The following is an 18,288-nucleotide window of genomic DNA, read 5'->3' on the forward strand; positions in this document are numbered from 1 at the left end:
CCCTCGGCATCCGCGTGATCAGGGCAGATCCGCCGGCCAGCGGCCGGCACTACCGGATGATGGGGCTGGATCAGACTTCCAGCGAAGCCAGGTCGCCCTTCGACTCCAGCCAGCCCTTGCGGTCGGACGCGCGCTTCTTGGCCAGCAGCATGTCCATCAGCGAGCGGGTCTGCTCGCCATCGTCCACGGTCAGCTGTACCAGGCGGCGCGTATCCGGGTGGATGGTCGACTCGCGCAGCTGCGGCGGATTCATTTCGCCCAGGCCCTTGAAGCGGGTGACGTTGATGGCGCCCTTGATCTTCTCGCGTTCGATCTTGTCCAGCATCGAGCGCTTTTCTTCTTCGTCCAGGGCATAGAACACCTGCTTGCCTACGTCGATGCGGAACAGCGGCGGCATCGCCACGAACACGTGGCCGGCATCAACCAGCGCCGGGAAGTGCTTCAGGAACAGCGCGGTCAGCAGCGTTGCGATGTGCAGGCCGTCGGAGTCCGCGTCGGCCAGGATGATCACCTTGCCGTAGCGCAGGCCGCTGATGTCGTCCTTGCCCGGATCGCAGCCGATGGCGATGGCCAAGTTGTGTACTTCCTCCGAAGCCAGCACGCTGTTGGACGAGACTTCCCAGGTGTTCAGGATCTTGCCACGCAGCGGCATGATCGCCTGGAAATCCTTGTCGCGGGCCTGCTTGGCGCTGCCGCCTGCCGAGTCACCTTCCACCAGGAACAGCTCGGTGCGCGACAGGTCCTGGCTGATGCAGTCTGCCAACTTGCCGGGCAGGGCCGGGCCCTGGGTGACCTTCTTGCGGACGACCAGCTTCTCGGTCTTCAGGCGCGCGCTGGCACGCTCGATGGCGATCTGCGCGATCTTCTCGCCCAGCTCCACATTCTGGTTGAGCAGCAGGCTGAAGGCATCATGGGCGGCACCTTCGATGAAGCCGGCCGCCTGGCGCGAGGACAGGCGCTCCTTGGTCTGGCCGCTGAACTGCGGGTCGGTCATCTTCAGCGACAGCACGAACGACACGCGGTCCCACACGTCTTCCGGGGCCAGCTTGACGCCACGCGGCAGCAGGTTGCGGAAGTCGCAGAACTCGCGCAGCGCCTCGGTCAGGCCGGTACGCAGGCCGTTGACGTGGGTGCCGTGCTGGGCGGTGGGGATCAGGTTGACGTAGCTTTCCTGCACCAGCTCGCCTTCCGGCAGCCAGGCCACTGCCCAGTCCACGACCTCGGTGTCCTTCTTCAGGCTGCCGACGAACAGCTCGGCCGGCAGCATCTCGCGATCACCCAGCTCCAGCTTCAGGTAATCGCGCAGGCCGTCTTCGTAGTACCAGGTATCGACTTCACCGGTGGCTTCATCGGTCAGCTTCACAGTCAGGCCCGGGCACAGCACGGCCTTGGCGCGCAGCAGGTGCTTGAGCGCGCGCACCGCGAACTTCGGCGTATCGAAGTACTTCGGGTCCGGCCAGAAGCGCACGCGGGTACCGGTGTTCTTCTTGCCGACGCTGCCGACCACTTCCAGCGGCGTGGCACGGTCGCCGTTGCGGAAGGTGATGCGGTGTTCGGCACCGTCGCGCTTGATGTGCACCTCCACCAGGGTCGACAGCGCATTGACCACGCTGACGCCGACGCCGTGCAGGCCGCCGGAGAAGGTGTAGTTGTTGTTGCTGAACTTGCCGCCTGCGTGCAGGCGGGTGAGGATCAGCTCGACACCCGGGATCTTCTCCTCCGGATGGATGTCCACTGGCATGCCGCGGCCGTCATCGCTGACCTCCACGCTGCCGTCCTTGTACAGGGTGATCTCGATCGAACGGGCGTGGCCGGCGAGGGCTTCGTCCACCGAGTTGTCGATCACTTCCTGCGCCAGGTGGTTCGGGCGCGCGGTGTCGGTATACATGCCGGGACGGCGCTTGACCGGGTCAAGGCCGGACAGGACTTCAATATCGGCGGCGTTATAGCGGGCGTTCATCTGTCTTCGAAAGCTTGGAGCGACGGGCAAGTGTGGGGTCTGGCAAGGGAATTTGCACGCCTGCGGTTCAGCCTCGGCGGCGGGGAGGGGGTAAAATGGCAGCCGCTGGAATCTGAACGCCGGCGGCCCCGTTGGGTCTGAACGTCCAAGCCATACCGCGAGGAGGACCTCATGAAGAAGTTGCTGACCATTGCGATCCTGGCCGCTGCCGCCGTTGCAGTGCCGCTGGTGGTGGCGCAGAACGCCGGCCAGCCGGCCCCGCAGCAGGGTGGCCAGGCCGACAAGGCCCAGGCCGAAGCCGATGCCAAGGCCAAGCGCCGCGCCCAGGCCAATGCCGAAATGAAGGCGCAGGGCCAGCCGGCCCCGCAGCAGGAAGAGGAAGAAGAGGCGCGGAAGAAGAAGTAATTCTTCCGCCCTCCGAAGCCCTTGCCGCAAGGGATTCGCCCCCCGACGCCCCGCCCAGCGGGGCGTTTCTTTTGAGTGACGGCCGCAACTGCCCCTTGGGTTGGCGCCCATCAATCTGTAAACTATGGCTTTCCGGGAGTAAGTGCGTGTCCACCCTTTGCGAATGGGCTGGCACGACCATGCGTGGTCGCCAGCAATGCGGGTCGCAGGTGACGGTCGATTTGACCGGCACGGCCGCCCCGACCTCGCAGGGTGGTCCCCGTCCGGCGCCTGCCGCCGCACGGCCCAGCACCTCCCTCGCTGCCCCAGCGAACCGGAAAACCCCCTTCAAGCTCCATGCCCGCCCTCCGGGTGCGCGTGGTGCTGCCGTTTTCCATTTCCAGACAGGATGCTTGCAGCCATGACTCCCTTGATTTTCGTAACCGGCGGCGTGGTGTCCTCGCTCGGCAAAGGCATTGCCGCTGCGTCACTGGCCGCCATTCTCGAAGCCCGTGGCCTGAAGGTCACGATGATGAAGCTGGACCCGTACATCAACGTCGACCCGGGCACCATGAGCCCGTTCCAGCACGGTGAGGTCTACGTCACCGACGACGGCGCCGAGACCGACCTCGACCTGGGCCACTACGAGCGCTTCGTGCGCACCCGCCTGAGCCGCAAGAACTCGGTCACCACCGGCCGCATCTACGAGAACGTGATCCGCAAGGAGCGCCGTGGCGACTACCTGGGCGCGACCGTGCAGGTCATCCCGCACATCACCGACGAGATCCGCCGCTGCATCGATGAAGCCACGGAAGGTTACGACGTGGCACTGGTCGAGATCGGCGGCACCGTGGGCGACATCGAGTCGCTGCCGTTCCTGGAGGCGATCCGCCAGGTGCGCACCGAACGTGGCCCGGAGAAGGCGCTGTTCATGCACCTCACCCTGGTGCCGTACATCGGTGCCGCCGGTGAGCTGAAGACCAAGCCGACCCAGCACTCGGTGAAGGAACTGCGCTCGATCGGCATCCAGCCGGACGTGCTGTTGTGCCGTTCAGAACAGGCGGTGCCGGATTCGGAGCGTCGCAAGATCGCCCAGTTCACCAACGTCTCCGAGCGTGCAGTGATCAGCGTGCCGGACGTGGACGTGCTGTACCGCATCCCATCCGGCCTGCATGCACAGGGCCTGGACGAAATCGTGGTGAACCAGCTGAAGCTGGCCGACAAGGCCGGTCCGGTCGATCTGTCGATGTGGGAAGACGCGGTCGATGCGACCCTGCACCCGCTGGACGAAGTGACCATCGCCGTGGTCGGCAAGTACGTCGATCACCAGGATGCCTACAAGTCGGTCGGCGAGGCACTGAAGCACGGTGGCCTGCGCCAGCGCACCAAGGTCAACCTGAAGTGGCTGGAAGCACAGGACCTGGAAGGCACCGACATGGCTGCACTGGCCGATGTCGACGGCATCCTGGTACCGGGTGGCTTCGGTGACCGCGGCTTTGAAGGCAAGGTGCTGACCTCGAAGTTCGCCCGCGAGCAGCAGGTGCCGTACTTCGGCATCTGCTACGGCATGCAGGCGGCAGTGGTCGATTACGCGCGCAACGTGGTCGGCCTGGAAGGTGCCAACAGCACCGAGAACGATCGCCAGTCGCCGAACCCGGTGATCGGCCTGATCACCGAATGGCGCACCGCCAGCGGCGATGTCGAGAAGCGTGACGACAAGAGCGACCTCGGCGGCACCATGCGCCTGGGCCTGCAGGAGCAGCGCCTGAAGCCGGGCACGCTGGCCCGCGAGCTGTACGGCAAGGACGTGGTCGCCGAGCGCCACCGCCACCGCTACGAGTTCAACAACCGCTACCGCACCCAGCTGGAAGATGCGGGCCTGGTGATCGCCGGCAAGTCGATGGACGACACCCTGGTGGAAGTGGTCGAGCTGCCGCGCGACGCCCACCCGTGGTTCCTGGCCTGCCAGGCGCACCCGGAATTCCTGTCCACGCCGCGTGACGGCCATCCGCTGTTCATCGGTTTCATCCGTGCCGCGCGCGAGCGCAAGGCCGGCGGCAAGCTGCTTTCCGAAGCGCGCGCCTGACTTGTGAATGGGGGCTTCGGCCCCCATCCTTCATGCTTCAACCCCCAGCGCACCGGCCTGTCCGGTGCTGCGGACAACAAGGAAACGCCATGAAACTGTGTGGATTCGAGATCGGGCTGGACCAGCCCCTGTTCCTGATCGCCGGCCCCTGCGTGATCGAGTCGATGCAGCTGCAGCTCGATACCGCCGGCAAGTTGAAGGAAGTCACCGACAAGCTCGGCGTCAACTTCATCTTCAAGTCCAGCTTCGACAAGGCCAACCGCACTTCGGGTACCGCCTTCCGCGGCCCGGGCATGGAAGAGGGCCTGAAGGTGCTGGCCGAAGTGAAGAAGCAGATCGGCGTGCCGGTGCTGACCGACGTCCACGAATACACCCCGATGGACGAAGTGGCCTCGGTGGTGGACGTGCTGCAGACCCCGGCGTTCCTGGTCCGCCAGACCGACTTCATCCGCAAGGTGTGCTCGGCCGGCAAGCCGGTCAACATCAAGAAGGGCCAGTTCCTGGCGCCGTGGGACATGAAGCCGGTCGTGGAGAAGGCCAAGGCCACCGGCAACGAGCAGATCATGGTCTGCGAGCGCGGTGCCAGCTTCGGCTACAACAACCTGGTCAGCGACATGCGTTCGCTGGCGGTGATGCGCGAGACCGGTTGCCCGGTGGTGTTCGACGCTACCCATTCGGTGCAGCTGCCGGGCGGGCAGGGCACCAGTTCCGGTGGCCAGCGTGAGCACGTGCCGGTGCTGGCCCGTGCCGCCGTGGCGGTGGGCATCTCCGGCCTGTTCGCCGAGACTCATCCGGACCCGTCCAAGGCGCTGTCCGATGGTCCCAACGCGTGGCCGCTGGACCAGATGGAGGCCCTGCTCGAGACCCTGATGGAACTCGACGCGGTGACCAAGAAGCACGGTTTCTCGCGCTTCGCGTGAGTCGTGACCCGTGGGTGGCGCTGGAAACCCAGCGTCACCGCCGGCACTGGAGACAGTGGCCGTGGGGCCTGATCGCGCTGGGGCTGTCCGTGGTGTTCACCGTGGGCATGTTCTGCCTGGTGCTGATCGGTGCTGCATCGGTGCGGCCACCGGGTGATGGCAGCAGCGCGCCCGATCTTCGGGCGTACTTCATTGCGCTGCTGGTGGCAGAGCTGGTCGGCGCCGTGGGGTGCGTCGCTGCCGCCGTACTGGCCTGGCGCCTGAACCGTGGCAAGGTGGCCGCCGGGTTGGCGATCGTCCTGCTGTCGCTGTGGCTTGGTGCCCTGTTCTACGGGCTGTTCTGATGAATGCGACCCTGGCAACCCGTGATCGGCCCTGGGGCCTGATCGCGCTGGCGCCGGCTGTTCTTGCCTGGGCCGGCCTGATGGCAGCTGTATTCGTCTTCGCCGCCAGTTTCGGTTCGCCCGGGGATGGCAGCCATGGCATGCAGGCCATGCAGTACTGGATCCTGGCTGCACTGACCATGCTCGTGCTGTCCTTTGTTGGCAGCCTGGTGGCGATGGTGATGGCCTGGCGTTGCCGCCGCGGCGGCGTATTGGCCGCCATTGCCGGTGGCCTGCTGGTGGTACTGGTGTCGTTGATCCTGATGGTGATCGGGGCCACTCTGGCCTGACGGCGCCTGCGCCATTTGGCAAGTGGCGGGCAGCCGGGGATAATCACGCGGCATTCGTTTTGTCGCCCCCTCTCCAGACAGGTAACCGGCCCGACCATGAGTACGATCCGCAGCATCCACGCCCGTGAAATCCTCGACAGCCGTGGCAATCCCACGCTGGAAGCCGAAGTCATCCTGGAGGACGGTTCGTTCGGTCGTGCCGCGGTTCCCTCCGGCGCCTCGACCGGCACCAAGGAAGCGGTCGAGCTGCGTGACGGCGACAAGACCCGTTACCTGGGCAAGGGCGTACGCAAGGCCGTGGACAACGTCAACACCACGATTGCCGCCGCGCTGAAGGGCTTTGAAGCCACCGACCAGGCCGGCCTCGACCGTCGCCTGATCGATCTGGACGGCACCGAGAACAAGGGGCGGCTGGGTGCCAACGCGCTGCTGGGTGTTTCGATGGCCGCCGCGCACGCCGCCGCCGCATCCAGCAAGCAGGCGCTGTGGCAGTACCTGGCGGCCAGGACCGGCGTGGCGCCGTCGCTGCCGGTGCCGATGATGAACATCATCAATGGCGGTGCGCATGCCGACAACAACGTCGACTTCCAGGAGTTCATGGTGCTGCCGGTGGGCTTCACCTCGTTCTCCGAAGCATTGCGCGCTGGTACCGAAATATTCCATTCGCTGAAGTCGGTGCTGAAGGGCCACGGCCTGAGCACGGCGGTGGGCGACGAAGGCGGCTTCGCGCCGGACTTCCGCAGCAACGTCGAAGCGCTGGACACCATCCTCGAAGCGATCGGCAAGGCTGGCTACACCGCCGGTGAAGACGTGCTGCTGGGCCTGGACGTGGCCTCCAGTGAGTTCTTCGAGAACAGCAAGTACAACCTGGTCGGCGAGAACAAGCGCCTGACCTCCGAACAGTTCGTCGACTTCCTCGCCGACTGGGCCGCGCAGTACCCGATCATCACGATCGAAGACGGCCTGGCCGAGAACGACTGGGCGGGCTGGAAGCTGCTGACCGACCGCATCGGCAAGAAGGTGCAGCTGGTCGGCGACGACCTGTTCGTGACCAACCCGAAGATCTTCCAGGAAGGCATCGACTCGGGCACCGCCAACGCGATCCTGATCAAGGTCAACCAGATCGGCACGCTCAGCGAAACCCTGGAAGCGATCGCCATGGCCGACCGCGCCGGCTATGCCGCCGTGGTCTCGCACCGGTCGGGCGAAACCGAAGACACCACCATCGCCGACATCGCCGTGGCCACCACCGCCACCCAGATCAAGACCGGCTCGCTGTGCCGCAGCGATCGCGTGGCCAAGTACAACCAGCTGCTGCGCATCGAGGAAGCCCTCGGCGCCGGCGCGCGTTACGCCGGTCGTGACGCGTTCGTTTCGCTGAAGCGCTGAGCCGATGCGCGACTGGCGCTGGATGCTGCTGGTGCTGGCCCTGTTGCTGGGCTGGCTGCAGTACCGCTTCTGGTTCGGTCCGGGCAATTCGGGTGAAGTGATGATGCTCGAAGCCCAGGTCGCCAACCAGGAACGGGACAATGAGGGCCTGCAGCAGCGCAACGACGCGCTGGCCGCCGAAGTGAAGGACCTCAAGGAAGGCCAGTCCGCCATCGAGGAACGCGCGCGCAGCGAGCTGGGCATGATCAAGCCCGGCGAGAAGTTCTACCGCGTGGTCGAGGATGCGCCGGTCCGTCCGGCGCAGCCCGCTGCAGGCGTCACTGTCCAGGCCGGCGATCACCCGGCGGACGTGCCATGAGCGCGGCGATCTGGGTGGTGGTTCCGGCTGCCGGCCGTGGCGCCCGCTTTGGTGCGCCGCTGCCCAAGCAGTACCTGCAGGCGGGCGGGCAGATCCTGCTCGCCCATACCCTGGACGCGCTGCTGGCGCATCCGGCCGTGGCCGGCGCAATGGTGGTGATCGGCCAGGACGATGGCGACTGGCCGGGCTGGAGCGAATGGGCCGGCAAACCGGTACTGACCTGCATCGGTGGCGCGACCCGTGCCGCCTCGGTGCTGGCCGGGCTGCAGGCACTGCCGGACTCGGTGCGCGCCGACGAATTCGTGCTGGTCCACGACGCCGCGCGACCCAACCTGTCGCTGGCTGATCTTGGCCGCCTGCTTGAAGTCGGGCGTGCCGATCCGGTCGGGGCGATCCTGGCCGCACCGGTGCGCGACACCCTCAAGCGTGCGGGCGACGACGGTGGCATCGATGGCACCGAACCGCGCGAGCGGCTGTGGCGTGCGCTGACACCACAGCTGTTCCGCCGCCACCAGCTCAGCCGCGCGCTGTCTGACGCCGCCGCTGCCGGTGTTGAAGTCACCGACGAGGCCATGGCCATGGAGCGCCAGGGCCAGCGCCCGCTGCTGGTGGAAGGCAGCGAGGACAACTTCAAGGTCACCACCCCGGCCGATCTGGACCGGTTCGAATTCGTACTTTCCCGCCGCGCCGGCTGACTGCCTGCGCGGCCCTGCTGCAAGGGCTGCATCCATGAGCACCGCACCGTTCCCGCCCGTCCGTATCGGCCAGGGCTACGACGTCCATGCCTTCGGTGAAGGCGATCACATCATGCTCGGCGGGGTGAACGTGCCGCACAGCTGCGGCGTGCTGGCGCACAGCGACGGTGACGTGATCCTGCACGCCTTGTGCGATGCGATGCTCGGTGCGTTGGCACTGGGCGACATCGGCCAGCATTTCCCGCCGAGCGATGATCGCTGGAAGGGCGCCGACAGCAGCGATTTCGTGCGCCATTGCGACAGCCTGCTGCGCGAGCGTGGCTGGCGTGTTGGCAACACCGACATCACCGTGATCTGCGAGCGGCCGAAGGTTGGCCCGCATGCGCTGGCCATGCGTGAGCGCATTGGTGGGTTGCTGCAGCTGCCGCTGGACGCGGTCAGCGTCAAGGCCACCACCTCGGAGAAGCTGGGCTTCACCGGCCGCAGTGAAGGCATCGCCGCGCAGGCGGTCGTGTTGCTGGTGGCGGCATGATCCCGCTGCCGTTGGCGTTTGGTGCGCCGCTGTTGACGGCGCGCATCCGCACCACGCCGGACGATTTCCAGGTGGATGAACTGCCGGCGTTCGAGGCCACCGGTGAAGGCGAGCACCTGCTGCTGCACATCCGCAAGCGCGGCGCCAACACCGTGCATGTGGCCAAGCTGCTGGCCAAGTGGGCGGGCCTGCCGGAAATGGCGGTGAGCTACGCGGGCATGAAGGATCGCCATGCGGTCACCACCCAGCGTTTCAGCGTGCACCTGCCCAAGCGCATCGCGCCGGACCTGGCCGAGCTGGCCAGTGACGAGATCGAAGTGCTCGGAGCGACCTGGCACAACCGCAAGCTGCAGCGTGGTGCACTGGCCGGCAACCGCTTCAGGCTGGTGCTGCGCGAGGTGCAGGGCGATGCTGCGGCGATCAGCGAGCGCCTGCAGCAGATCGCCGGGCGCGGCTTGCCGAACTGGTTTGGCGAGCAGCGCTTCGGCCGCGACGGCGGCAACGTGCCGGCGGCATTGGCGATGTTCGGTGGCCGCCGCATGCGCAAGGACCAGCGTTCGCTGCTGCTGTCAGCCGCCCGCTCGGCGCTGTTCAATCGTGTGCTCGCCGCGCGCGTGGAGCAGGGCAACTGGGATCAACCGCTGGACGGTGAAGTGTGGATGCTCGATGGCAGCCGCAGCGTGTTCGGCCCCGAACCCTACACCGACGTGCTGGCCGAGCGCCTGGCGCGTTTCGACATCCATCCCAGCGCTCCGCTGTGGGGCGAAGGCGAGCTGCGCAGCGCCGACGCTGCACGTGAGCTGGAGCTGGCCGCGCTGGACGACGAGGAATCGAAGGCGCTGCGCGCTGGCCTGGAAGACGCACGGCTGAAGCAGGAGCGCCGCGCGCTGCGCCTGCGCCCGGCATTGCTGCAGCATCAGTGGTTGGCCAGTGATGTACTGGAACTCTCGTTCGCGTTGCCGCCGGGCTGCTACGCCACCGCCGTGCTGCACGAACTCGGCCCCGTCGAAGACGCCGCGCAGGCCTGATAGAAAAAGGGGACGGAGGGAATCAAGTCGTTTGTGGCACAAACGACTTGATTCCCTCCGTCCCTGTTTCTCAACGCCGTGCCAGCAGCACCAGCACCGCGCCGGTGCCGCCTTGCCCGGCCGGCGCCGAATGAAACGCCAGCACGTCGTTGCGCAGCCGCAGCAGACGATCGACCAGGTTCTTCAGCACCGGTGCACCGCCATCGGATTGAAGGCCCTTGCCGTGGATGATGCGCACGCAGCCATACTCGTGTGCATGCGCTTCCAGCAGGAACTGGCGCAGCAGGATTTCCGCCTGCGCGGCGGTGGCGCCGTGCAGGTCCAGCTCATCCTGCACCGAATACTGGCCGCGCTTGAGACGCTGGAACAGGCGCGGTGGCAGGTTGTCGCGGCGGTAGCTGGCCACGTCGCCCGCTTCCAGCGGCGTACTGTCGCGCAGCAGCCGGGCGAACTCCCCCGCGGCTTCGGCGTCGTCGCGTTCGGCCATGCGTGCGCGCGGCTTCGGCCGGGGCGCAGCAGGCGCCGGTTCGGCATCCTTGCGCAGCGGCGTCACTTCACCGATGGCCGCACGGAACAGCGCGGCCGGATCTTCGTCTTCAGGGTGCGACATGCGCACAGGGTAAACCGCCGGCGCGGGTCTGCCTATGACGGTTCGATGTCGGTCGTGACCGCCGGCAGGGTAGGACCGGCGGCTCGCATGCGGCACAATAGACGATGCCCTTGCAGGGTCGACGGCTTCCGCAGGGGAGTACGACGGTCCCGCCCACACTGCACGGTGACGGAATCGAATTCTTGGAAAATCAAGCGGTTAAATCGAAGATGCGAATCCTGGTCAGTAATGACGATGGTGTCGACGCCGCAGGCATCCGGATGCTTGCTTCGGTCCTGCGCGAGGCCGGACACGAAGTCACGGTGGTCGCGCCCGACCGCGATCGCTCCGGTGCCAGCAACTCGCTGACCCTGGACCTGCCGATCCGGCTCAAGCGCATCGACCATTACACCGTCTCGGTGGCTGGCACTCCGACCGACTGTGTGCACCTGGCGCTGACCGGCCTGCTTGAATTCGAGCCGGACATCGTCGTGTCAGGCATCAACAACGCCGCCAACCTCGGCGACGACGTGATCTATTCCGGCACCGTCTCGGCGGCGATGGAAGGTCGCTTCCTCGGCCTGCCGGCGGTGGCGGTCTCGCTGGTCACCCGCAACCACGATCCGAAGCACTTCGACACCGCCGCGCGTGCCGCAGTGGAGATCGTGGCCCGGCTCAAGGCCGATCCGCTGCCGGCCGACACCATCCTCAACGTCAACGTGCCGGATCTGCCGTGGAGCGAGGTCCAGGGCTTCGAGGTCACCCGCCTTGGCAACCGCCATCGTGCCGAAGGCTGCATCGCGCAGAAGGATCCGCGCGGCAACGACGTGTACTGGATCGGCCCTGCCGGGCGCGAGCAGGACTCCGGCCCGGGCACCGACTTCCACGCGGTGCGTACTGGCCACATCTCGATCACCCCGATCCAGGTGGACCTGACCCGCTACCAGGCGCTGGAGAAAGTGGCCAGCTGGGTGGGTGGCCTCAGCGCCGCGCTGGACCGGCCGGCATGAGTCCACGCCTGCGACTGCAGCCGGAAGCTGTCGGCATCGGCATGACCTCGCAGCGCGTGCGTGACCGTCTGGTCGATCGCCTGCGCGAAGCTGGCATCGTCGACGAGTCCACCTTGAACGCAATCCGGGTAGTGCCGCGCCACCTGTTCATCGATGAAGCACTGGCCTCGCGTGCCTATGAGGACACCGCGCTGCCGATCGGCCATGGCCAGACCATCTCGCAGCCCTGGGTGGTCGCCCGGATGACCGAGGCAGTGCTCCAGGTCGCGCCGAAGCGCGTGCTGGAAGTCGGCACCGGCTCGGGCTACCAGGCCGCCATCCTGGGCGCGCTGGGCCTGGAGGTCTACACCGTGGAGCGTATCGGTGACCTGTTGCGGCAGGCACGCAAGCGCTTCCGCGCACTGGGCATGAACATCCGCACCAAGCATGACGACGGTCGCGCCGGATGGGCCGAGCACGGTCCGTTCGATGCCATCGTGGTCACCGCCGCAGCGCCTGCACTGGTCGATGAACTGGTCGGGCAGCTGGCTGAAGGGGGGCGCCTGGTGGCGCCGGTGGGTGGCCCGGGCGGACAGTCGCTGGTGCAGCTGGACCGCAAGCCCGATGGCAGCGTCGAACAACGCGTGCTGGCGCCGGTCACGTTCGTGCCGCTGCTGTCTGGCATGCTCGACTAATCCACGGAGCAGGGTTGCATGAAGATTTTCGGGCCGCTGTACGAGCGGGCGATGAAGTGGGCGGCGCACGAACGCGCGCCGACCTATCTGACGGTATTGAGTTTCTTTGAAGCGATCATCTTCCCGGTGATGCCGGAAGTGATGCTGGCACCGATGTGCGTGGCCCAGCCCAAGCGTGGCTGGTGGTTCGCCACCCTCAGCCTGGCGGGCTCGATGGTCGGCGCGCTGGTTGGTTACGCGCTGGGTCATTACGCTTTCGAGGCGATCAAGCCAGTGTTCGAGGCGCTGGGCATGCTTCCAGCGATCGAGCAGGGCATCACCACCGTGCAGGCGAAGATGGCCGAATCACCGTGGGCGGTGTTCACCTTCCTGGTGCTGGGCGGCTTCATGCCGATCCCGATGAAGGTCTTCACGTGGGCATCGGGTATCGTCGGCGTACCGATGCCGCAGTACCTGTTGAGCATGTTGATCGGTCGTGGCAAGCGCGTGTTCGTGCTGGCCGCGGTCATCCGTATCGGTGGTGCGCGTGCCGAAGCGGCGCTGCGTCGCTGGATTGAACCGCTGGGCTGGATCGCCACCGTGCTGGTGGTGGTGCTGATCGCCTGGCTTGTATGGAGGTCGAAGTTCGCATGAATCCTGATCGTCTGAGCAAGGGAGTGCGCATCGGCGCGCTGGCGTTGCTGGTTTCCACACTGGCCGCCTGCGGTACCGCCACCGTGGTCCGCCCGGGCGGCGGCAACGCTGGTGGCGTGACCACGCCGAAGACCTCGGTACCCAAGCCTGGGCAGACCGTGGTGGTGCGCAAGGGCGACACCATCTATGCGCTGGCCCGCATCCATGACATCACCCCGGCCGACCTGATTGCCTGGAATCGTCTGGACAACCCGTCGACCATCTACCCCGGCCAGGTGATCCGCCTGTATCCGCAGGGGGCCACCAGCGGCCGTGCGCCGACCACGGTGGTCACCCCGCCGCGTTCGGCTGGCAGCAGTGGCGGCAGCACCGCGCCGGCCCCGGCGCCGGTCGGGCCGGTCAAGAGCAACATCGCCTGGCGCTGGCCAGCCGATGGCGCGATCGTCGGCCGCTACGTGGCCGGTGACGCGACCAAGCAGGGCGTGGACATCGCCGGCACCAGCGGCCAGCCGGTCAAGGCAACCGCCAACGGTGTGGTGGTGTACTCCGGTGCCGGCCTGGTCGGCTACGGCGAACTGATCATCATCAAGCACAGCGACCAGTGGCTGTCCGCCTATGGTCACAACCGCAAGCGCCTGGTGAATGAAGGGCAGAGCGTGAAGGCTGGCGAGCAGATCGCCGAAATGGGCCGCACCGGTGCGAACCGCGACATGGTCCACTTCGAGATTCGCTACAACGGCAAGCCGGTCGATCCGCAGCAGTACCTGCCGGCACGGTGACGCGGTTGGAACAGGGAATGCCGGGCCATGCCTGGCGTTCCTGACCTGTAGAGTCGAACCATGCTCGACTCGCTGTACGCTGGCCGCCGCGAGTGGCCATCTGCGATCTTCAGTGGCGCATCTCAAGCTTCCCGGCAAGCCAGGGAAGCGGCATGCTTCAACGGAACCAGCCCCCCCCGATCCGGTGCCGCATGTCTCGACCAACAGCCCTTTTCGTGCTGCTCATCGTCGCGCCTTTGGCGACCGCCGCCAGCGATCCACGTGACGTGGTCACCCGTCTCTACGACGCCATCCAGGCGCCGACGTCGAACGAAACGGCCATTTCTTCGCTGCTGGGCGATGCACTGCGCTCAGCGGTCGATGCGCAGCATGCTTACGAGCGGGCCTGTACCGCGCTGGCCGCGCACGATGAGAAACCGCACATGCTCGACCAGAGTCCGTATCTGCTGGCGCCGGATCGACCGGACACGGTAGCGGTGGGAATGCCCGAATCGAGGGGTGACGCGACCTGGATCCGCGTCGACATGGCAGTGGGCGACTATCGCTGGACCGACCGGGTCCTGCTGCAGCGGCAGGACCGCGACTGGAAGGTCATGGATATCCGATGGGGGCAGGGCGGCCACCTGATCGGCCGGCTCCAGGAGTTCTCGGCACTCCGCTGCGCGCCTTCAGGCCGCTAGCGGCCGGAGGCGCCGGTGGCTCGAGAACTCAGCCTTCCAGGATGAAAGCAGCCGCAACCTTGCGGCCTTCGCCGGCCAGGATGTTGAAGGTGCGTGCAGCAGCCGGATTGTTCATCACTTCCAGGCCGATGCCGCGGGACAGGCAGGCGGCCATTACCACCGCCGGCGGGAACACCTGGCGGTCACCGGTACCCAGCACGATCAGCGCCGGATTCAGCGCCAGGATCGGCTCGAGGTCCGCCAGCTGCAACGCAGCGGCACTCGCCACCGGCCAATGCGCGACCAGCTGGTCCGGGGTCAGGAAGAAGCTGCCGTCCAGCACCTGGTCATTGACCTTGGCCGAGCGGCCATCGGCGGCGCGCAGGCTGTAGGCGTAGTCGGGCGGTTCGTGGTTCAGCTGCATGACGGTAGGGCGATCAGCCGCGCGGCAGCACGATCTGGCGCTGTTCCCTGCTCGGGCGGTACAGCACGGCGACGTGGCCGATGCGCTGCACCAGCGCGCTTTCGGTGGCTTCGACGATCTCGCCGATCATCACGTCACGGGCCTCGCGGTCTTCGGCAGCGACCTTCACCTTGACCAGCTCGTGGCGCTCCAGCACTTCGTTCAGCTCAGCAATGAAGGCCGGGGTCACACCCTTGCCGCCGGTCTGCAGCAGGGCCTTCAGGTCGTGGGCTTGGCCGCGCAGGAAACGGGTCTGGGAGGCGGTCAGGGCGATGGACATGCAGGAAAAGACGGTTGAATGGGGCGATCAGGGTATCATGAGGACCCCATCAGCCCCTATTTTCAATGGCTACCCGCAGCAAAAGCAGCCAGCGCTGGCTCAAGGAACACTTCTCCGACCCCTTCGTGAAGAAGGCGCAGGCCGAAGGCATGCGCTCGCGTGCCGCCTACAAGCTCGAAGAGCTGCTGGAACGTGACCGGTTGCTGAAGCCGCACATGGTGGTGGTCGACCTCGGCGCGGCCCCGGGCGGCTGGTCTCAACAGGTGCGGAGACAGATCGGCGATACCGGCCGGGTGCTGGCCCTGGATATCCTGGACATGCCGCCGCTGGCCGGCGTGGAGTTCCTTCATGGTGACTTCAGGGAAGAAGCCGTCCTATCGCAGTTTGAAGCCATGCTCGGGGACCAGCCGGTAGACCTTGTGCTGTCGGACATGGCCCCCAATAAGAGTGGTGTGGGCGCGGTCGACCAGCCGCGGATGATGCACCTGGCGGAGCTGGCCCTGGATTTTGCCGACAACCACCTCAAGACCGGTGGGGCGTTCCTGATCAAGCTGTTCCAGGGTGAAGGCTTTGACGACTACGTGCGCGACATGCGCCGCCGGTACGACAAGGTCTCCATCCGCAAGCCGGAAGCCTCGCGCAAGCGCTCTCCCGAGGTGTATGCCTTGGGTCAGGGAAAACGCGCCCACATGAAGTAAGCTCGCAATGTACGCAAGTTCGACCCCCACGCAACGCCAGCACTGAGAGGAACACCGGAGCCAATGAGGATGAACGACTTGACCAAGAACCTCCTGCTATGGGTGGTCGTCGCCGTCGTGCTGATGGTGGTCTTCCAGAGCTTCTCGCCGAAGTCCTCCGGAGCCGGCGCGCAGGGTGCGTCGTACTCGCAGTTCCTGGACCAGGTGGACAGCGGCAACGTGCAGAAGGTCGCCTTCGGCGGCGACATGCGCGGTGGCACCAGCCAGCTGACCTACACCACCCGCGGCGGGCAGACATCCACCATCACCGCACCGTTCGATCGCGACCTGATCAACGTGCTGCGCACCAAGAACGTGGAGATCGTGCAGGAGGAGCCGTCCAGCGGCATCTCCCTGGGCGCGATCCTGATGAATTTCCTGCCGGTCATCCTGATCATCGGCTTCTGGTTGTTCATCATGCGGCAGATGCAGGGCGGGGGCGGCGGTGCCAAGGGCGCGATGTCCTTCGGCAAGTCGCGCGCCAAGCTGCAGGGCGAAGACCAGATCAAGGTCACCTTCGCCGACGTCGCCGGCTGCGATGAGGCCAAGGAAGAAGTGGGCGAGCTGGTCGACTTCCTGCGCGACCCGTCCAAGTTCACCAAGCTCGGTGGCAAGATTCCGCGCGGCGTGCTGATGGTCGGGCCGCCGGGTACCGGCAAGACGCTGCTGGCCAAGGCCATTGCCGGCGAAGCCAAGGTGCCGTTCTTCTCGATCTCCGGTTCGGACTTCGTGGAAATGTTCGTCGGCGTCGGCGCCAGCCGCGTGCGTGACATGTTCGAGCAGGCCAAGAAGCATGCTCCGTGCATCATCTTCATCGACGAAATCGACGCCGTCGGTCGCCACCGTGGCGCCGGCCTGGGCGGCGGCCACGACGAGCGCGAGCAGACCCTGAACCAGCTGCTGGTCGAGATGGACGGTTTTGAAGGCGGCGAAGGCGTGATCGTGATCGCCGCGACCAACCGTCCGGACGTGCTGGACCCGGCGCTGCTGCGCCCGGGCCGTTTCGACCGCCAGGTCGTGGTCGGCCTGCCGGACGTGAAGGGCCGCGAGCACATCCTGAAGGTCCACATGCGCAAGCTGCCGCTGGCCGACGACGTCGAGCCGATGGTGATCGCGCGCGGTACCCCGGGCTTCTCCGGCGCCGACCTGGCCAACCTCTGCAACGAGGCCGCCTTGTTCGCTGCGCGTGGCAACGAGAAGGAAGTCCGCATGGACCACTTCGACCGTGCCCGCGACAAGATCCTGATGGGTGCCGAGCGCCGCTCAATGGCCATGAGCGAAGAAGAGAAGACCCTGACCGCCTACCACGAAGCCGGCCACGCCATCGTCGGCCGCCTGGTGCCCGAGCACGACCCGGTCTACAAGGTCACGATCATCCCGCGCGGCCGTGCGCTGGGCGTGACCATGTACCTGCCGGAAGGCGACAAGTATTCGATGAACCGCGTGGCGATCAAGTCGCAGCTGTGCTCGCTGTACGGTGGTCGTGTGGCCGAGGAGCTGATCTTCGGTGCCGACAAGGTCACCACGGGCGCTTCCAACGACATCGAACGCGCCACCAAGATGGCCCGCAACATGGTCACCAAGTGGGGCCTGTCCGACCAGCTCGGCCCGATCGCCTATGGCGAAGAGGATGACGAGGTCTTCCTGGGCCGATCGGTCACCCAGCACAAGAGCGTGTCCAACGACACCGCGCGTCGCATCGATGAGGAAGTGCGCAAGATCCTCGACGAAGCCTACGCGCGCACCACCGAGCTGATGACGGCCAACCTGGACAAGCTGCACGCGATGTCCCAGCTGCTGCTGCAGTACGAGACGATCGACGCGCCGCAGATCGACGCCATCATGGAAGGCCGCGATCCGCCGCCGCCGGCCGGCTGGAGCAAGTCGAACAAGGATGGGGGCAACGACAAGGGCGGCGACGCCCGTCCGCTGCCGCCGATCGCGGGCCCGGCCGAATCGCACTGACGGCCCGCTGCGCGTGACACCAGACGAGGCCGGGGCAACCCGGCTTCGTCGTTTCCGGGCTACCGGCCCATTCCGAAGAACCGAACTGACGCTGGAGCCCGCATGTCCGCCCCGAAGCCCGAACCGATTTCCCACACCGCCGAGATGGTGATCGCCACCGTGGTCGGCGTCGGTGTGGGCCTGGGGGCCGACAACCTGCTGCTGGGCTGCGTGGTGGGTATCGCCGTTGGCATCGTGCTGAGCATCGCCAAGACCCTGTACGTGGACCGCAAGCGCCGCCGCCATTGAAGGGTGTCGGCAGGGCTGCGCCCTGCACCCGTGGTAGTGCCGGCCGCTGGCCGGCAACCTCAATAGCAAAAGCAAAAGCAAAAGCAAAAGCGGGCTTTCCGTGGGATGGCGGGGCGGTGTCGGAGTGCGGGGACGCTGCAAGTACGTCCCTGTAAGCTTGGCAGCCGCATCCATGCGGCTGACACC

Annotated in this window: 22 protein-coding genes; 18 read left to right on the top strand and 4 right to left on the bottom strand. The window is 66.3% G+C overall.

All coding sequences use genetic code 11. The features are described 5' to 3' along the window. Nucleotides 1-70 precede the first annotated feature (70 nt). Nucleotides 71-1,960, bottom strand: coding sequence for a DNA topoisomerase IV subunit B (gene parE / locus ACM0PY_RS07805; protein WP_061478449.1), 1,890 nt, complete (start codon nt 1,958-1,960; stop codon nt 71-73). 171 nt (nt 1,961-2,131) lie between these two features. On the opposite strand from parE, the gene ACM0PY_RS07810 reads away from it, so the two are divergent. From ACM0PY_RS07810 to truD, 10 genes are all read left to right on the top strand, one after another. Then, nucleotides 2,132-2,365 (top strand): hypothetical protein, encoded by a 234-nt coding sequence (locus ACM0PY_RS07810; RefSeq protein WP_005408997.1) that lies wholly within the window; start codon nt 2,132-2,134, stop codon nt 2,363-2,365. Between the two features lie 400 nt (nt 2,366-2,765). After that, the gene (pyrG, locus tag ACM0PY_RS07815; RefSeq protein ID WP_005416023.1) at nt 2,766-4,430 is read left to right on the top strand and encodes a CTP synthase; all 1,665 of its coding nucleotides are present in this window, start codon (nt 2,766-2,768) and stop codon (nt 4,428-4,430) included. An 89-nt stretch (nt 4,431-4,519) separates the two neighbouring features. Next, nucleotides 4,520-5,350 (top strand): 3-deoxy-8-phosphooctulonate synthase, encoded by an 831-nt coding sequence (gene kdsA / locus ACM0PY_RS07820; protein ID WP_111202137.1) that lies wholly within the window; start codon nt 4,520-4,522, stop codon nt 5,348-5,350. Beyond that, nucleotides 5,347-5,694 carry a hypothetical protein gene (locus ACM0PY_RS07825; protein WP_134968046.1) on the top strand — a complete coding sequence of 116 codons (348 nt, stop codon included), beginning with the start codon at nt 5,347-5,349 and terminating at the stop codon, nt 5,692-5,694. Before kdsA ends, ACM0PY_RS07825 begins: the two co-directional genes overlap by 4 nt. After that, nucleotides 5,694-6,023, top strand: a complete 330-nt coding sequence (locus ACM0PY_RS07830; RefSeq protein WP_180886046.1) for a hypothetical protein — start codon at nt 5,694-5,696, stop codon at nt 6,021-6,023. Before ACM0PY_RS07825 ends, ACM0PY_RS07830 begins: the two co-directional genes overlap by 1 nt. A gap of 96 nt (nt 6,024-6,119) precedes the next feature. Continuing rightward, nucleotides 6,120-7,412, top strand: coding sequence for a phosphopyruvate hydratase (eno, locus tag ACM0PY_RS07835; protein ID WP_072166694.1), 1,293 nt, complete (start codon nt 6,120-6,122; stop codon nt 7,410-7,412). A gap of 4 nt (nt 7,413-7,416) precedes the next feature. Next, nucleotides 7,417-7,770, top strand: a complete 354-nt coding sequence (ftsB, locus tag ACM0PY_RS07840) for a cell division protein FtsB (protein ID WP_005416028.1) — start codon at nt 7,417-7,419, stop codon at nt 7,768-7,770. Next, nucleotides 7,767-8,465, top strand: a complete 699-nt coding sequence (gene ispD, locus ACM0PY_RS07845) for a 2-C-methyl-D-erythritol 4-phosphate cytidylyltransferase (protein WP_005416029.1) — start codon at nt 7,767-7,769, stop codon at nt 8,463-8,465. The genes ftsB and ispD overlap by 4 nt, the downstream gene beginning before the upstream one ends. 34 nt (nt 8,466-8,499) lie before the next feature. Continuing rightward, on the top strand, nt 8,500-8,997 hold the full coding sequence (gene ispF / locus ACM0PY_RS07850; RefSeq protein WP_061480165.1) for a 2-C-methyl-D-erythritol 2,4-cyclodiphosphate synthase: 498 nt from the start codon (nt 8,500-8,502) through the stop codon (nt 8,995-8,997). Then, nucleotides 8,994-10,025, top strand: coding sequence for a tRNA pseudouridine(13) synthase TruD (gene truD, locus ACM0PY_RS07855; protein ID WP_134970136.1), 1,032 nt, complete (start codon nt 8,994-8,996; stop codon nt 10,023-10,025). The genes ispF and truD overlap by 4 nt, the downstream gene beginning before the upstream one ends. Nucleotides 10,026-10,095: 70 nt before the next feature. Here the strand turns inward: truD and ACM0PY_RS07860 are convergent, their stop codons facing one another. Next, a complete protein-coding gene (locus ACM0PY_RS07860; protein ID WP_134970137.1) occupies nt 10,096-10,635 on the bottom strand; it encodes a Smr/MutS family protein in 540 nt (179 codons plus the stop codon). Nucleotides 10,636-10,844: 209 nt separating this feature from the next. On the opposite strand from ACM0PY_RS07860, the gene surE reads away from it, so the two are divergent. From surE to ACM0PY_RS07885, 5 genes are all read left to right on the top strand, one after another. After that, the gene (gene surE / locus ACM0PY_RS07865; protein WP_061480162.1) at nt 10,845-11,624 is read left to right on the top strand and encodes a 5'/3'-nucleotidase SurE; all 780 of its coding nucleotides are present in this window, start codon (nt 10,845-10,847) and stop codon (nt 11,622-11,624) included. Next, the gene (locus ACM0PY_RS07870; RefSeq protein ID WP_111202135.1) at nt 11,621-12,298 is read left to right on the top strand and encodes a protein-L-isoaspartate(D-aspartate) O-methyltransferase; all 678 of its coding nucleotides are present in this window, start codon (nt 11,621-11,623) and stop codon (nt 12,296-12,298) included. The genes surE and ACM0PY_RS07870 overlap by 4 nt, the downstream gene beginning before the upstream one ends. Before the next feature lie 18 nt (nt 12,299-12,316). Continuing rightward, nucleotides 12,317-12,931: a YqaA family protein gene (locus ACM0PY_RS07875; protein ID WP_005416033.1), complete on the top strand. Its 615-nt coding sequence runs from the start codon at nt 12,317-12,319 to the stop codon at nt 12,929-12,931. Next, complete coding sequence (locus tag ACM0PY_RS07880; protein ID WP_005416034.1) at nt 12,928-13,710, top strand: peptidoglycan DD-metalloendopeptidase family protein; 783 nt, start codon at nt 12,928-12,930, stop codon at nt 13,708-13,710. Before ACM0PY_RS07875 ends, ACM0PY_RS07880 begins: the two co-directional genes overlap by 4 nt. A 191-nt stretch (nt 13,711-13,901) precedes the next feature. Then, nucleotides 13,902-14,390, top strand: a complete 489-nt coding sequence (locus tag ACM0PY_RS07885; protein ID WP_180886048.1) for a YqhG/Tai3 family protein — start codon at nt 13,902-13,904, stop codon at nt 14,388-14,390. Between the two features lie 28 nt (nt 14,391-14,418). Here the strand turns inward: ACM0PY_RS07885 and ACM0PY_RS07890 are convergent, their stop codons facing one another. Both ACM0PY_RS07890 and yhbY read right to left on the bottom strand, forming a co-directional pair. Next, complete coding sequence (locus ACM0PY_RS07890) at nt 14,419-14,793, bottom strand: Mth938-like domain-containing protein (RefSeq protein ID WP_061480160.1); 375 nt, start codon at nt 14,791-14,793, stop codon at nt 14,419-14,421. Between the two features lie 13 nt (nt 14,794-14,806). Beyond that, nucleotides 14,807-15,112: a ribosome assembly RNA-binding protein YhbY gene (gene yhbY / locus ACM0PY_RS07895; RefSeq protein WP_019658872.1), complete on the bottom strand. Its 306-nt coding sequence runs from the start codon at nt 15,110-15,112 to the stop codon at nt 14,807-14,809. Between the two features lie 65 nt (nt 15,113-15,177). Between yhbY and rlmE the strand changes: the two genes are divergently transcribed. The 3 genes from rlmE (at nt 15,178) to ACM0PY_RS07910 (ending at nt 18,102) form a co-directional block, all read left to right on the top strand. Beyond that, nucleotides 15,178-15,810, top strand: coding sequence for a 23S rRNA (uridine(2552)-2'-O)-methyltransferase RlmE (gene rlmE / locus ACM0PY_RS07900; RefSeq protein WP_005409014.1), 633 nt, complete (start codon nt 15,178-15,180; stop codon nt 15,808-15,810). A gap of 69 nt (nt 15,811-15,879) precedes the next feature. Next, nucleotides 15,880-17,814 (top strand): ATP-dependent zinc metalloprotease FtsH, encoded by a 1,935-nt coding sequence (ftsH, locus tag ACM0PY_RS07905; protein WP_005416038.1) that lies wholly within the window; start codon nt 15,880-15,882, stop codon nt 17,812-17,814. Between the two features lie 102 nt (nt 17,815-17,916). After that, nucleotides 17,917-18,102 (top strand): hypothetical protein, encoded by a 186-nt coding sequence (locus ACM0PY_RS07910; RefSeq protein WP_134970138.1) that lies wholly within the window; start codon nt 17,917-17,919, stop codon nt 18,100-18,102. The last annotated feature ends 186 nt before the right edge of the window (nt 18,103-18,288 follow it).

This window comes from Stenotrophomonas sp. BR163, from assembly GCF_047520985.2.
GTDB lineage: Bacteria > Pseudomonadota > Gammaproteobacteria > Xanthomonadales > Xanthomonadaceae > Stenotrophomonas > Stenotrophomonas sepilia.